The organism is Mucilaginibacter lappiensis (genome assembly GCF_900155965.1).
GTDB lineage: Bacteria > Bacteroidota > Bacteroidia > Sphingobacteriales > Sphingobacteriaceae > Mucilaginibacter > Mucilaginibacter lappiensis.
In genome coordinates, this window is the sequence record NZ_FTMG01000003.1 from 521,889 (window position 1) to 536,900 (window position 15,012).

11 protein-coding genes, 1 tRNA gene and 1 pseudogene are annotated in these 15,012 nt (G+C 43.5%); 3 read left to right on the top strand and 10 right to left on the bottom strand.

Translation table 11 applies throughout. The features are described 5' to 3' along the window. The first annotated feature begins 202 nt into the window (after positions 1-202). Positions 203-1,900 carry a cellulase family glycosylhydrolase gene (locus BW976_RS09445; protein WP_076372727.1) on the top strand — a complete coding sequence of 566 codons (1,698 nt, stop codon included), beginning with the start codon at positions 203-205 and terminating at the stop codon, positions 1,898-1,900. A gap of 263 nt (positions 1,901-2,163) precedes the next feature. Here the strand turns inward: BW976_RS09445 and BW976_RS09450 are convergent, their stop codons facing one another. The 8 genes and pseudogenes from BW976_RS09450 to BW976_RS09490 form a co-directional block, all read right to left on the bottom strand. Further along, on the bottom strand, positions 2,164-3,192 hold the full coding sequence (locus tag BW976_RS09450) for a zinc-binding alcohol dehydrogenase family protein (protein ID WP_076372728.1): 1,029 nt from the start codon (positions 3,190-3,192) through the stop codon (positions 2,164-2,166). A gap of 11 nt (positions 3,193-3,203) precedes the next feature. Next, entirely contained in the window at positions 3,204-3,539 is a 336-nt protein-coding gene (locus BW976_RS09455; RefSeq protein ID WP_076372729.1) for an L-rhamnose mutarotase, read from the bottom strand. A gap of 17 nt (positions 3,540-3,556) precedes the next feature. After that, positions 3,557-4,576 (bottom strand): aldo/keto reductase, encoded by a 1,020-nt coding sequence (locus BW976_RS09460; protein ID WP_076372730.1) that lies wholly within the window; start codon positions 4,574-4,576, stop codon positions 3,557-3,559. A gap of 18 nt (positions 4,577-4,594) precedes the next feature. Next, a complete protein-coding gene (fucP, locus tag BW976_RS09465; protein ID WP_076372731.1) occupies positions 4,595-5,863 on the bottom strand; it encodes an L-fucose:H+ symporter permease in 1,269 nt (422 codons plus the stop codon). A 39-nt stretch (positions 5,864-5,902) separates the two neighbouring features. Further along, complete coding sequence (locus BW976_RS30015) at positions 5,903-6,205, bottom strand: glycoside hydrolase family 97 C-terminal domain-containing protein (RefSeq protein ID WP_394333013.1); 303 nt, start codon at positions 6,203-6,205, stop codon at positions 5,903-5,905. Positions 6,206-6,259: 54 nt separating this feature from the next. Then, positions 6,260-7,854, bottom strand: a pseudogene (locus BW976_RS29695) (glycoside hydrolase family 97 catalytic domain-containing protein); the annotation flags it as partial. A gap of 8 nt (positions 7,855-7,862) precedes the next feature. Continuing rightward, positions 7,863-9,509, bottom strand: a complete 1,647-nt coding sequence (locus tag BW976_RS09480; RefSeq protein WP_076372732.1) for an alpha-L-fucosidase — start codon at positions 9,507-9,509, stop codon at positions 7,863-7,865. A gap of 701 nt (positions 9,510-10,210) precedes the next feature. Beyond that, a tRNA-His gene (locus BW976_RS09490) sits at positions 10,211-10,284 on the bottom strand. A gap of 116 nt (positions 10,285-10,400) precedes the next feature. On the opposite strand from BW976_RS09490, the gene BW976_RS09495 reads away from it, so the two are divergent. Both BW976_RS09495 and rnhA read left to right on the top strand, forming a co-directional pair. Further along, positions 10,401-12,494, top strand: a complete 2,094-nt coding sequence (locus BW976_RS09495) for a heavy metal translocating P-type ATPase (protein ID WP_076372734.1) — start codon at positions 10,401-10,403, stop codon at positions 12,492-12,494. 133 nt (positions 12,495-12,627) lie between these two features. Next, entirely contained in the window at positions 12,628-13,086 is a 459-nt protein-coding gene (gene rnhA, locus BW976_RS09500; protein ID WP_076372735.1) for a ribonuclease HI, read from the top strand. 96 nt (positions 13,087-13,182) lie between these two features. Here rnhA and BW976_RS09505 read toward each other — a convergent pair whose 3' ends face one another. Then, a complete protein-coding gene (locus tag BW976_RS09505; protein WP_076372736.1) occupies positions 13,183-13,677 on the bottom strand; it encodes a metallophosphoesterase family protein in 495 nt (164 codons plus the stop codon). A 454-nt stretch (positions 13,678-14,131) separates the two neighbouring features. Beyond that, positions 14,132-14,884 carry a tRNA1(Val) (adenine(37)-N6)-methyltransferase gene (locus BW976_RS09510; RefSeq protein ID WP_084192136.1) on the bottom strand — a complete coding sequence of 251 codons (753 nt, stop codon included), beginning with the start codon at positions 14,882-14,884 and terminating at the stop codon, positions 14,132-14,134. Between the last annotated feature and the right edge of the window lie 128 nt (positions 14,885-15,012).

The window sequence follows — 15,012 nt, forward strand, 5'->3', positions numbered from 1 at the left end:
ACTGCCTTATTATTATTTTTTTTAATACCTCGTTGGCTAAAGGCAGTTATCAACACAACTGCCTATACCAATAGCTATATAAACCTCAAAGGTAATGACAAATATATCCTCGTTATGCCTCGCTATCTGACACTTTCACACGCAATTAACCAATTTATTAATAGCGGCAGATTTAAATATCGCCAACCTAACCAATTTTTTTATGAAGAAAACTTTAAGCTATTTTTTATGCATTCTTGCAATCCCGGCATTGACAAGATGCACGAAGCAACAAATCGCTTCTCCGGATGTTAAACCGCTTGTTAAAACGAGCACCAAAAAGCTGACCGCCACCAGTTATCCGAGTTATAACATTGCACCACTACCACCCGATCAAAGCGGCGTTTCCAGTACGGCAACTCAGCTTGCTGCAAAGTTCCAGTTAGGTTGGAACATCGGTAACACATTGGAGGCAATAGGCGGCGAAACTGCCTGGGGCAACCCTACGGTGACCCAGGCGCTTATTGATCAGGTTAAAAGAAGCGGTTTCACCGCCGTTCGTATCCCCTGCAGCTGGGACCAGTATGCTAATCAAACCACGGCCCAAATTCAGCAAACCTGGCTTGATAGGGTTAAGCAGGTTGTTCAGTACTGCGTTAACGATGATTTGTACGTAATATTAAATATACACTGGGATGGCGGGTGGCTGGAGAACAATTGCACTACCAGCGCACAGGCAGCAGTTAATGCCAAACAAAAGGCTTTTTGGGAGCAGATCGCTACTCAAATGCGTGGCTTTGACGAACATGTTATTTTTGCAAGTGCCAATGAACCCGCTGTATCAGATGCTATAGGGATGGGGGTGCTACTCTCTTATCATCAAACATTTGTTAATGCGGTAAGATCAACCGGTGGCCACAACAGTTACAGGGTGCTGCTTATCCAGGGTCCATCTACAAATATCGACTACTCAAATACTTTAATGAATACTCTTCCCACCGATCTGGCCGCCAACCGCCTGATGGTTGAAGTACACTATTATACTCCCTTTAATTTTGCCGGTTTAACCGCCGATGTAAGCTGGGGCAATATGGCCTATTATTGGGGCAATGGATACCACTCTACAACCGATGCTTCACGAAATGCCACCTCCGGCGACGAGTCGGATGCCCCTGCGGAGTTTCCGCTCATGAAGACAAAGTTCATTGATAAGGGTATCCCGGTTATATTGGGAGAATATGGCGCTATCCGCAGGTTCCAAACGCTTTCGGGAGACGCATTAACTTTGCATCAGGCCGGCAGGGCGTACTATATTAATTACATTACACATCAGGCGTTAAAATATGGCTTGCTTCCATTTTATTTTGATGATGGATCGACTGGAAATAATGCATTCAGACTTATTAACAGGCAAACCAACGGGGTTGCCGACCAGCAAGGTTTAGCCGCGGTGGCACAAGGCGCGCAAAACGGTACATCATCAACCATCCAGGTTGGGCAAGTTTACCAGATTTATAACAGGAACAGCTTTAAAGCCCTGGAAATTGCTGGCTGGGGTACTGCAAATCAAACGCCGGCCGGCCAATGGGAATATTTAGCAGGCGCAAACCAGCAATTTAAAGTGGAAGATGCCGGAGGCGGTTACTACCGGTTAACCCCTATGCATGCCACCGGAAAGTGTTTGGAAATGTATGGCTTCGGCACTGGTAACGGCGGGCAGGTAGATTTATGGGATTACAACGGCGGTGCAAACCAAAAATGGTCGATTCAGATAACGGATAACGGATACTATAAAATTACCAACGCAAACAGCGGAATAGTTTTGGATGTTGTAGCATCTTCGCTCAATAACGGCGGTGCACTTGAACAATGGACCTACTCTGGAGGCCGTAATCAGCAATGGGGATTTGTGAAAATATAGATAAATACAAAGAAATTAATTAAGTTATTCGCCAATTGCCAAAAATCTCTAACGCCCCTGTTTTAAATGAGGTGTTAGAGATTTTCTTAATGTTAGATGTTGATGGCTTAGCCACCGGACTCTGAATTTTCTCATTATAATCATATTTTTAATTCATCCCATCTTTAATATAAGTGCAAAACGCACTTATATATAATAACGCACATTACCCGTAACAAGTCTTAGCCTTACAGAAAAAAAGGATTACCAAAATCTCATAATAATTACAGGGGGGCCCGCTGCACCTCTATCATAGCTTTAATTACGCCATTTGCGGGATCGAGCCAGCTTTCAAACTCATCTGTGACCTTGTCAAATTGTACACGATGGGTAATGTAATTAGACGGCTGCACCAAGCCTTTTTTCATTGATGCAATAACATGCTCAAAATCCTGACGTGTAGCATTGCGGCTGCTCATTAGTGTAGCCTCTCGTTTGTGAAATTCTGGGTGGCTCAAGCTAATTTCTCCTTTCTGCAAACCAACCAGGACATACCTGGCCCCATGCGCTATATATTGAAAGCCACTATTAATTGCTTTTAAGCTGCCCGTGGCATCAATCACCACTGTAGGCATATCACCTTCTGTTATTGTAGACAGTCGCTCCAACACATTTTCGGCAGATACATTAATAATATGATCTACCTTTAGCCTGTCCATGCAAAATTCTAGTCTTTTGGTGTTGAGGTCCATCGCAATCACTTTAGCCCCGGCAATACGGGCAAACTCCATTATTCCCAAACCTATCGGCCCGGCACCTATCACCAATACATATTCGCCAGGCTTTACATCGGCCCGCCTAATACCATGGGCGCCTATAGCTAATGGTTCTACCAATGCCAGCTCATCATAACTTAAACCATCACCGTGTACCAGTGAATACGTCGGTACATTCAGATATTCAGCCATTCCACCGTCCACATGAACGCCACAAACATTAATTTTAGCACAACAGTTAGGCTTTTCAGATATGCAGGCAATACAAATACCACAGTTAAAGTAGGGGATGAACGTCACGATCTCGCCCTTTTTAAAACCTGGCGCACCGTTAGGCTCAACTAACTCACCAGAAAGCTCATGCCCCAGGATGCGGGGATAAGTAAAATAAGGCTGTGTACCTTCAAAAGCATGCAGGTCTGTACCGCAGACACCTATTCTCCTGATCCTGATCTGTGCATAACCCTCTTTTATTTCAGGTCTTTCCTGTTCCTTGAAAGCCAACCTGCCGGGCTCTTCACAAACTATTGCTTGCATATAATTTATGTTTAAAGCTGAAAAATCTGTTCCATGATCACCCACTTTTCCCCTTCTTTTGCCCAAGGCAGGGGTTGTTGGAATTTCCACATTAATTGTTCCCATTCCTGTACTACAGAATTAAGCGCGTCCATTTGTTCTTTTTTTTCAGCCTCGTAATGATCGCTTGTCTCCATGATCATAAACAAACGGTTACCTGTACGGTAGATCTGCATATCCCGAATTTCGGCATCCAATATGCTTTTGCGTATTTCCGGCCAATTGTTCTCTGCCTTATGCCAATGTTCGTATTCTGCTATCAATTGTGGGTCATCCTTTAAATCAAGGGCCAAACAGTATCTTTTCATAGTGATATTTATTTTTTTTACAGATAAGTGGAAGCGTAAGATTCGTCAATTAAACCGCATGCTTTCATTTCTTTCCAAAATTGCGCCGGGATCGTTAAATAGGCTAAAGCAACATTTTGGGATACCCGTTCTGCATTGGTTGTATTCAGGGCAATGCTTTTAACGCCAGGCGCGTTTAGTCCAAAGGTAACACATGCATCTGCTGGTTTTATTTTATAATCTGCACATAAACCATAAAACAACTCCCGCCAATGATACAAATGTTTGTCTTTTATCGGATCAGTTAATCGGTAATTATAATAAGCAGAGCCAGTTAAAAAGCCTCCGTTAAAAACAGCGGAATTGATGATCTGGATTCCCCGCATTTCAAGCTCCCGCATAAATTCAATTAATTCCAGGGGGTGGCTGTGAACCGTCATGCTATTGGCTATCATTACCCAATCGAGCTTTACATCATCAGTTATTTTTTTGATGATCCGCCAATCCTTTGATCCTACACCGATACCTTTCACTTTACCATGCCGCTTTAATTCATTCAACGCGCAATAAGCATCCAATATATCCCGGTAACGTTGTGCCTGATCTAGTTCGTCTTTTGCTGCCGCAAGATATTCGTCGGGGTCATGTACGGATACCAGTTCCGCCCGGTAACCGCCGCCCAGCAACTCATTCCCCTGTTCATAACACTCCAGGATACCCTCATAACTAATCCGCTGAACGGCATCGTATTTCAGATCGCGCCATACGCCGGGTTCAAAAGTAGGTTCGGGGGTTTTTAGTGCTGTGCGAAACCAGCCTAACTTATTACTGATCAGCACACCCGATGGATTTGCATTTAATTGTGCTAAAGATCTCCCCAGCGATTCGAGGGCAAGCCCTGCGCCGTACTTTCCGGCAGAGTCAAATACAGCGGGTTTGGGAGAATACTTGATGCTTTCGGCAACAATAGCACATTTAATATCATCGGAAAGCGTAACATATAAATTTCCTAATCCACTGGTGCCAAAAACTACTTTAGGCAGATTGATTTCTTGCATATTAGAAACGGTTTATTATTAAAGAATAGCTGCAACAGGTAGACTTTCCGGTTCCACTTTTACACGATGGCCTTTTAATCCAAAAAACGCTACTACTACAAAACAGAGCAAGGGCACTATATATCCATATTGGATATTGCCTGTCGCATCACTGATATAACCAAATACCCTTGGCAGAACAGCGCCGCCGACGATGGACATAATGATCAAACTACTGCCGAACTCCGTATCACCCTTTAGTTCTTTTATACCCAGCGCAAAAATAGTTGGAAACATAATGGACATAAAGAAACAGATACCAATGACGGTGTAAACGGTAACCATGCCATGACCGAAAATGGCGATGACACAAAGTAAGATATTGATACCCGCATAAGCAGCCAGCAAAGCTGTTGAGCTATAATATCTCATTAAAAACGTACCGATAAATCTGCCGATCAAAAACGCAAAGCCGCATATACTCAAATAGTAGGTGGCTTGTACTTCTGTAAGACCGGCCGATTTTGGAACATACAGGATAAACAAACTGAATACACAAACCTGTGCGCCAACATAAAAAAACTGCGCGGCAACACTCCAGGCTAAATGACGGTGCTTTAAGGCATGGAAAATGTTTTTACTGGCTTTGTGCCCTTCATGGTGCTGAATCTTGGGCAGGCTGGTAAAGACAAACAGGATGGCGATGATCACCAGTACGCTACCGAGTATAAAGTAGGGCATTTTCACGGAAGACGCTTCGGCGGCAAGCGCCAGTTTGCGGCCCTGCTCCGTCATTACGCTTAATTGTGCCGGTGTATAACCTTTGGTAAGTATAATACGCCCGCCAATTATAGGGGCCAGGGTTGTAGCCAACCCGTTAAACGATTGCGCAAAGTTAAGCCTCTCTGTAGAGGTTGCAGGATCACCTAAGGAGGAAGCATATGGGTTGGCGGCTGTTTCTAAAATAGTTAGTCCGCAGGCAATGATAAATAAGGCAACCAGGAAAAATGAGTACTGCTGCATATTGGCTGCCGGTATAAACAAATAGGAGCCAAACGCAAAAATGAACAGGCCGGTTATGATACCTGTTTTATAACCATATTTTTTCATAATAAAGCCTGCTGGTAAAGCCATCAGAAAATACGCTATAAAGACGGCTGAATCGACCAGTGTAGCCTGAACGGTTGTAAGCGTAAATGATTTCTTGAGGTGCGGTATCAATATGGGGTCAAGGTTATGTGCAAAACCCCATAGAAAGAACAAACTGGTTATGAGTATGAATGGGAAAAGGTTTTTATTCTTTGTCATGTCAGATGTTTTATTTCTTTTACTGATGAAAGGCGATATTTAATTAGTGGTAGTAATTTTAGCGACCCATCCGCCCGCTATGTCCAAACGGATATGGATAACCGAACCTGCCGAAACCGCGCTTTTGGATCGGGTTAAACTTTGAGGTGAGGATATCACATCAGCCCATGACGACAGGGTATATTTACCCAGTGGTAAAAAATCCATTTTCAATTGAATTGTTCTTTCGGAGTCGTTGGTCATCGCCCCGATATACCAATCCTTCCCGCTTCTTTTGGCAATAATGATATATTCGCCCGGATAACCGCCCAGTACTCTGGTATCATCCCAAGCAGTAGGCATATGACTTAAAAAATCAGCCCCGGGACTCCCTAAAATATGCTCCGGTGCATCGCAATACACCGTAAAGGGGCTTTCGTAAATTACAAATTTTGCCAGTTCTGCACAGCGGCTGTTCATCACCTGGGTAGGGCTGCCTTTTCTGAACTCTTCCTTTTTTACATTTAAAAATCCACCGGGAGTATAATCCATGGGGCCGGCCAGCATTCGGTGAAGGGCAGGGTGGTGTTATGCCCGGCTGTTATCCGGGTTGAAAACTTGGAATATTCTTCGCCCAAAACCCCTTCCCGTGTAATCATGTTCGGATAGGTACGCATGATTCCATCCGGTTTAAAAGCGCCATGAAAATCAACCATCAAATGATATTTTGCGGCTGTTTTAATAATACGACGGTACCAGTTGACCATTTGCTGATCATCGCGGTCCATGAAGTCAATTTTAACCCCCGCAATACCCCATTGCTCGTAAATGGGAAAAGCTTTTTCAAAATTATCATTCCGGTTAACATCGGTACTGTATAACCAAAGCCAGCATTTAACCTTTTTGGCTTTAGCGTATGCTAAGATCTCCGGCATATTCAATTGTGGTGCGGGTTTGGTAATATCGGCTTCCGGTTTGTTAAACGGCCCGTACCATTGCCAGTCGATGAGCATATAAGGCCAGTGTTGTACCGATGCCAGATCTATATACTTCTTGATGGTGGGCATATCCATCTTTACGTCGCCGCTCCACCAGTTGTCCCAGGCGCTCATGCCAGGCTTGATCCATCCGGCATCTTTAAGCGCACAGGGAGGGTTCAGGTTCTGTATCAATTCCGATTCAATTAATTTGCCTGGCGAATCGGCGAGCATGACCACCCGCCAAGGTGTCAGGAGATTGTTGGTGAACCGGGCCTTAACACCGCTCTCATTTTCACCAGGCAAAGGCGACAATTTGGTAATCAAGTCGATTTGACCATTGGCATTGGTATCTGTTTTTAGCGACCCAATATAAAACCCGGGATAATTATCAATGTTTGCTTCCGTAATAGCTGCGTAATGACGCTGATCTACCTCTATCAGTAAGGGTAAGCCGGCAATCGTTTTTTCCGTGATGTGGTTCAGGCTTCGTGACCAGAACTCAGTCTCCTGTGAGGAGGTATAGCTGCCATAGTCCGCCACCCATGCCTTTGCAAGTGCCGGTAAATTAAAACTGGTCAATTCCCTGGTTATCTGCCGGTCGCCAATTTTATCCGCTCCGAATAACTGATAACGAAATGCGATGCCATCATTATAAACTCTGAAATAGACATTCATGCGGCGCATCTGCCCGGATTTCTCTGCCAGGGACAGCACCAGTTCATTATAACGGTCAGTGATGACCTGGTGCTTGGTTTTTACTACCGGCATCCAGGTTTGGTTAATGGAATGCTCCACATGACCGGTCACGCTCATATCGGCACCGATAGTCGGTTCGTCTTTAAACTCGAAGCCCAGTGATGAAGGATGGATGATGGTTAAACCGTTACTGGAAACCGTGTATTGCAAAGTGGTGTGGTTGCTGATCTCCACAACGGTTCTTTTATCCGGCGACGCCAGCTTAAAAATTTGTGCGAAAGAAGGAACTGCCAATGAAACGACAATAACGAGGACACAATAAAGCTTCAGGTTCATAAGATGGATTAAATGGCTCCTTCAATTTTTAAAACGAATGCATCTTTACCTGGAGCCTGTTCCGGCAATTTTACTTTCAGGCCTTCGGCTGTTTGCTGATAACTCAGTTTATCATTGCCAAGCAGGCTTACCTGGCTTACTTTACCCATCTGATCATTTGTTGCTAACTTTTTAATCAGGACTTCCTTCCCTGACGGCCAGCCGAGCATAGTCGCGTAAAGCGTTTTGCCTTTTGTGGTAAACCGGATATCTTCGGCTCCAAATGGCTTACCCTTGCCTTCATTAAAACCTTGTGCGCTGATGGGGGCTGCCGAATCTATAGCAGGACCTTCACCAAATACTTTCCAGGGACGGGTGCCATAAATCGCTTCCCCGTTAACCTGCATCCAGGCTCCGATGCCTTCAACTACTGCACGTTCTTCACTATCAATAGTGCCGTCACCACGCACCGGGATATTCAACAACAGGTTGCCATTTTTACTTACTATATCAACCAGTGTATGTACCACTGTTTTGGCGCTTTTGTAGCCTTTATCATTAAATATACGGCGATTATAATGCCAGTCGCCAATACAGGTATCCGTTTGCCACGGTAAAGGTTCTATTTGGTTGCTTTGCCCGCGTTCAATATCCCATATCATGCATTTGCGCTGTTGTTGATCCAATATTTTTCCAAACAGGGCCGCTTGGAGTTTGCCATGCTTTTTAATACTGGTATTGTACATATGTGCTGCTATTTTTAAACCGGCATCACTTACAGGCCAAAGGGGTAATGCGGTATCGTCAAAATAAATCAGTTCGGGGCCGTACTTATCTATCAGCTCTATGGTGCGGTTCAAAAACTTATCACAATAAGCTTTATTGGGTACACTGGCACCATTACCCCAGCCCCAGTGAGCGCCCATGCTATCGTCATTAAGACTATCTTTACTTAATTCGTGATTTTGCGCATATAATTCCTGCGGATCATAGCCGTTCCACCATTTGCCGACACCATCCGCCTTGGTAAGCTTACCATCGTAGGGGATGCCTGCATAGGGGCCGGTTTTATCTGCTCGCTGGGCAACCTCGTACCAGGTCCATGGGTGAGATCCATGTACCGTTACGCCAAAAGGCAGACCGTGTTGTTTGGCAGCTTTTGCCCAACCGCCAACCAGGTCTTTTTTGGGCCCCAATTTGGTAGAGTTCCAGCTTTGATATTTGCTATCGTAGAGATCGAAGTTATCATGATGATTGGCCAGGGCCATAAAATATTTAGCACCGGCACGTTTATATAAGCCCAACAATTCACCCGGATCCCAATTCTCGGCTTTCCATTCGTTAATCACGTCCTTGAATCCGAATTTTGAAGGATGCCCATACTTTTGAACGTGGTATTTATAGTGGTCGCTGCCCTCCTGGTACATACCACGGGCATACCAATCACCGTGCTCTGGCTGGCATTGTGGCCCCCAGTGCGCCCATATGCCAAACTTGGCATCGCGAAACCAATCCGGCACCTGGTATTGAGCCAATGAATCCCAATCGGGTTTAAAAGGGCCGGAGGAAGTGTCAGCATTTAAATTTGTTTGCAGCAAACTGCTGCCAAAGGCCCTTGACAGATATAAGGACGATAATCCCGTGGCTAAACCTTTTATTAATGTTCTTCTTTTCATAATTGGGTTTGTTATTTTTAATACGTTGGCTATGCCCGGCGATCATATATAGATCAATAAGCTGAGCTTTGAGTCGATATTATTTTGGATCATCGTAGCAATAATTGGTTGAAGAGCAGTTTTTAACTACCATCTAATTGATAAATCAAACTTACTTTGAAATAATTGTCAAATAGCTGACTTAATTGGACTTTTTTTTATACAAAACCGACATTTTATTTAATATTACCCTACCGAAAACACGAAGAATCTTTAGGACTTCCCCGCCGGAAACACATATAAAGACGTCCGTACAGACGAAACAACAGCTTAAAAGCCTCAATAAGCAACATCAATCTTTTTTCCAATAAAATGATCTATTATCAAACATCATACAACTCCCCTGGATAATACACGCACCTTTTCGTAGGCTATATAGGATGAAGGACTAATCGGAGTAAAAACGAACCACTGTACAGACTACTTGTAAAAGAAAATCAACTTGAAGTAAATAAAACATCAAAAAGATCGTGCTCTGGATCAAAATGGATGACGGGGCTCGAACCCAAAAAACAGCGCCTATTATCTGGAATCACACCTTTGGTATAAAACGCCGTTTTTATTACCAAAACATCGAATCATTTTACCGAATTTTTAATTACCTATTAATCAATATCATGAAACAAAAAAGGCTGTCTTTTCAGACAGCCTTTAAAACTCGGGGTAAATGATGGGGCTCGAACCCACGACCCTCGGTACCACAAACCGATGCTCTAACCAACTGAGCTACATCTACCGTTTGGAGAGTGCAAAAATAGAAATCTTACGGCTATTTGCAAACTCTTTTTAAAATTACATTTGGCTTACCTGTTTAATTTAGAACGATTTTAATTAATTATTAGATTTGTATTTATGGCTGAGCAATTAATTGAACTGAATGTGACGGGGATGCACTGTAATAATTGCGCCTTATCTGTACATAAACTACTTGAAAAAAGGGGCTTACATAATATACTGGTTGATTTTGCCAGCGAAGAGGTAAAATTTTCAACCAGCGACAATACCCAACTACCCGAGATAAAAAAAGGAATAGAAAACTTAGGTTTTAGAGTGATTGACGATATTTCACAACATCAGCCTTCGTTTTATGATAAAGTAGAGAATAAATTTATTTTCTGCGCGCTGTTTACTGCGCCTCTTTTGCTTAGTATGTTGTTGCAATGGCATTTTTTACACCAGCCTATCGTACAATTACTGTTATGCCTACCAGTGTTTATAGTAGGTTGCCTGCATTTCGGCAGAAGCGCTTGGAGCTCCGTTAAAGGCGGTGTACCTAATATGGATGTGCTCATATTTATCGGTTCAACATCGGCATTTATATATAGTCTCACAGGCACGTTGCAGCATTTGGGTCAGCAATACCAGTTTTATGAAACCTGCGCTACCATTATTACGCTGGTACTATTAGGCAATGTGTTCGAGAAACGCTCCGTAACCCAAACTACCTCGGCAGTAAAAGATCTGATCAAATTTCAGCAGGTAAATGCCAACCGTGTGGTTAATGGCGGAGTAGAAGTGATCAGCGCCAAAGAAGTGCGTCCCGGTGATACTTTACTCGTGAACCAGGGCGATAAAATACCTGTTGATGGTGAGATACTATCCGGCAGTGCCTCAGTTGACGAGGCTATGCTCACGGGTGAAAGTTTACCCGTTGAAAAGAAAAAATACGACCGTGTTATAGGCGGCACTATATTAGTTAACGGCAATATACACATGCTGGCCACCAAGGTGGGCTCTAATACCATCCTGTCGCAGATCATCGAACTGATGAAAAAGGCCCAGGCTGCCAAGCCTCCTATCCAAAAATTGGGTGATAAGGTTGCTTCTATATTTGTACCTGTTGTACTGGGCATTTCCTTGCTTACTTTTATACTTACTTTTTATGTTGGCCACGCTGGTCTACAGCATTCGTTGCTGAACGCAATCGCGGTATTGGTTATATCCTGCCCTTGTGCTATGGGCCTGGCTACCCCTACTGCAGTAATGGTTGGCCTTGGTCGCGCAGCCAAAAACGGAATACTGATCAAAGGTGGTGACACCATCGAGGCGGTGGCCCATACTAAATATATAGTATTTGACAAAACCGGCACCTTAACTACCGGTAAGTTCAGCATCAATGAGATCAAAGCCGAGCCTGGTATTGATATCGAGTTGATCCGCGGCATCATCATCGCTATTGAAGAGCGATCGAACCACCCTATAGCCCGATCCTTAGTGAGCGGATTAAAAAACCTACCCAAACAAAAGGTAATACTCAAAGTAGCCAAAGAAGAAAAAGGCCTGGGCATGCGTGCCGAAGACGTAGAGGGCAACAATTATTTCCTGGGTACTGCCAAGCTTAACAAGGACGATCATTTTAACCTCTCGCTATACAAAAACCAAAAGTTACTGGCCCAGATAGCCCTAGACGATGAAATAAAACCCGAAACTGCCGCACTTATAGCGCAGCTTAAAAAAATGGGTATTAAACCCGTACTCCTGAGCGGTGATAAAAAGGATCGTTGTTTAAAAGTAGCCTCCGCTATAGGTATTAAAGAGGTGCATGCCGAAAGACTACCCGATGAAAAGCTGCATGTCATCGATATGTATAAGCAAAAAGGTAAAACTATTATGATAGGCGATGGTATAAACGATGCACCAGCTTTAACCAAGGCTGATGTAGGTGTATCCATGAACGATGCCAGCCAGGTGGCCATACAGTCGGCCAGTGTGGTATTACTGAATACCGACCTGCATTCGGTTATTCAATTTTTGCAGATCAGCAAGCATACCCTACTCACCATTAAGCAAAACCTATTTTGGGCATTTGCCTATAATATTATCGCCATTCCCCTCGCCGCCTTAGGTTTTTTAAACCCGATGATAGGCGCATTTACCATGGCTTTTTCTGATGTGGTTGTTATTGGCAACTCACTGAGGTTGAAAATTAAAAAGGTTGATAGTTAATAGTTCATGGTTCATAGTCACCTTTGGTGTGTATTGTTTTCTGCCACTTAGGGTAAAGTTTGCTATTTTTGGCACTTACAATGGCGCATACATTAACTATGATCTATGAACCATCAACCATGAACTAATTTAAATGATCGAAATTTACACAGACGGTGCATCAAGCGGGAATCCGGGTCCGGGTGGTTATGGGGTAATTTTGCGTTCGGGTAAGCATTATAAAGAGCTTTCTGAAGGCTTTCGCAAAACCACCAATAACCGCATGGAACTGCTGGCTGTAATAAAAGGATTGGAGTCTCTAAAAGCCCCCAATCAGCAGGTGATGATATTCTCCGACTCCAAATACGTGATTGATTCCATCGAAAAACGTTGGGTAAATGGCTGGCTGCAAAAAGGTTTCGCGGGCAAAAAGAACAAGGACCTCTGGCTGCGTTATCTCGACATCAGCAAACACCACCAAATCAAATTTACCTGGGTACGCGGTCATAATGGTCACCCTGAAAACGAACGCTGCGATGAACTGGCCGTAGCAGCCGGCAAACAGAAGCCATTGCTCATCGATTCAGTTTTTGAAGTGGAGAATGCGAAATAATTAGTATCGAGCAGCTAGTATCAAGACTTCCTTCTTTTGACATTGGAGAGGCAAGGCATCTTGATACTAGATACTAGCTACTTGATACCAAAAAGCTTATCTCCCAGCCAATTCAATAACCTGCAAATCTTGAATTTTATCACCGTCGATATTAAAACGCATTAGGGTGCGCACCTTGTGCCAGCCTTGTTGCCCAGCCGCGCCCGGGTTAAGATGCAGGCAGCCTATGGTTTTATCGGGCATTACCTTCAATATATGCGAGTGCCCTGAAATAAACAACTTGGGCGGATTCAGGTAGATCTCCTTTTTCACCGCCGGACTATACTTGCCAGGGTAACCGCCAATGTGGGTCATCCATACATCAACGCCTTCGCAGTTAAAGCGCAGATTTTCAGGGTATACTAACCGCACATCCTTACCATCAATATTGCCGTATACGCCTTTTAATGGCTTAAAAGCGGCCAGTTTATCGGCCAGATCCAGGGTGCCGAAATCTCCGGCATGCCATATTTCATCGCAATTTTCAAAATGCTTAAAAACAGCCTCGTCAAGGTAGCTGTGGGTATCGGATATCAGGCCTATGCGCGTCATGCGAGCAAATATAAATACAAGAGCTAAGAGTCAAGAATCGGGAATTAATAAATCTGCCGTTGCGCGCAAAAAACCTGAGAAAAGGTAAAAAAGTGGGTTTACATGGTTTACACTTTTCATGGTTAACATTTATTTAAATTATTGAAAATCAATATATTAAATACAAACAAGCCACATTTTGTGTTAACCGACTTTTGGGCTTATTTTTGGTTAAATATTGCAGGTTAGCCATTGCGCAGAAACTGACAACAGAAGACTTGTGCTGAGATATATAAGATACAAGAAACGAGAAATTAATAAATCCGTCATTGAGGCGTGGCAATAAGCCCCCTCTAAATCTCCCCCGGAAGGGGAGACTTTTGGAAAGTATTTTAAAGCCCTCACTTCCGGGGAGGGTTGGGTGGGGCTCATTGCTTCGTCGTTCCTCGCAATGGCATGATGGGAAATTATTGAATCAAAATATCGTCAAAAATTCCTTCAATACTTTCTGGTACTCTTTACTGTAAACTTTAGGCTCATCGTAGATCACCAATCTCTCTTCTTCCGATTGGCCTGCATCAAAACCCAGAACCAGTATTTCCCTATGCGGTTCATCATTGTTAAAAGAATAAACCTTTATTATTTTCTGTGGATACAACTGATACTGTGTACCCAAAACTTTAACCAACTCTGCAGTATCTATTGGCAACACCAGCCAACATGTCCCATCTTCCGTTAAATGCCCGGCCACTCCCGATATCAAACCCTCAAAAAAACCATCACCAGCATGTTTGGCCAAATTCTTCTTTGCTCCCGGCGACTGCAGCGAATTGATATAGAACGGCGGATTGGAAACGATCAGGTCATATTTTTTATCGGGATAAACTGAGAAAAAATCGGCAAAGCTCACCGGAAACAGCTCCAAACAATCAGCAAAAGGTGAACCTTTAAAATTGCTTTCGGCAGTTATAGCCGCGCTTTCGTCAATCTCAACAGCATCAATATGGGCTCCAACAAAACGTTGGGCCAGCATCAGGGCTATTACGCCGGTACCTGTGCCTATATCTAATATGGATAGTGGTTCATCTGCATCTGCCAATGCACCCAACAAAACACCATCGGTATTGATCTTCATGGCGCAACCGGTTTGGTCGACACTGAATTGTTTAAAGCGAAACATCGATGCGAATTTATTATTAATTGTTAAGATGCGTATCAACGTTGACATTTACCGGGTTTATGTTTGTTGGTGACAACACTAACAAAGGGCAGGATACCTATCAACGTTGATATTTACCAAGCGTATATTTGTTGGTGACAACACCAACAACCTTACCAACAAGCATAATTACTTTC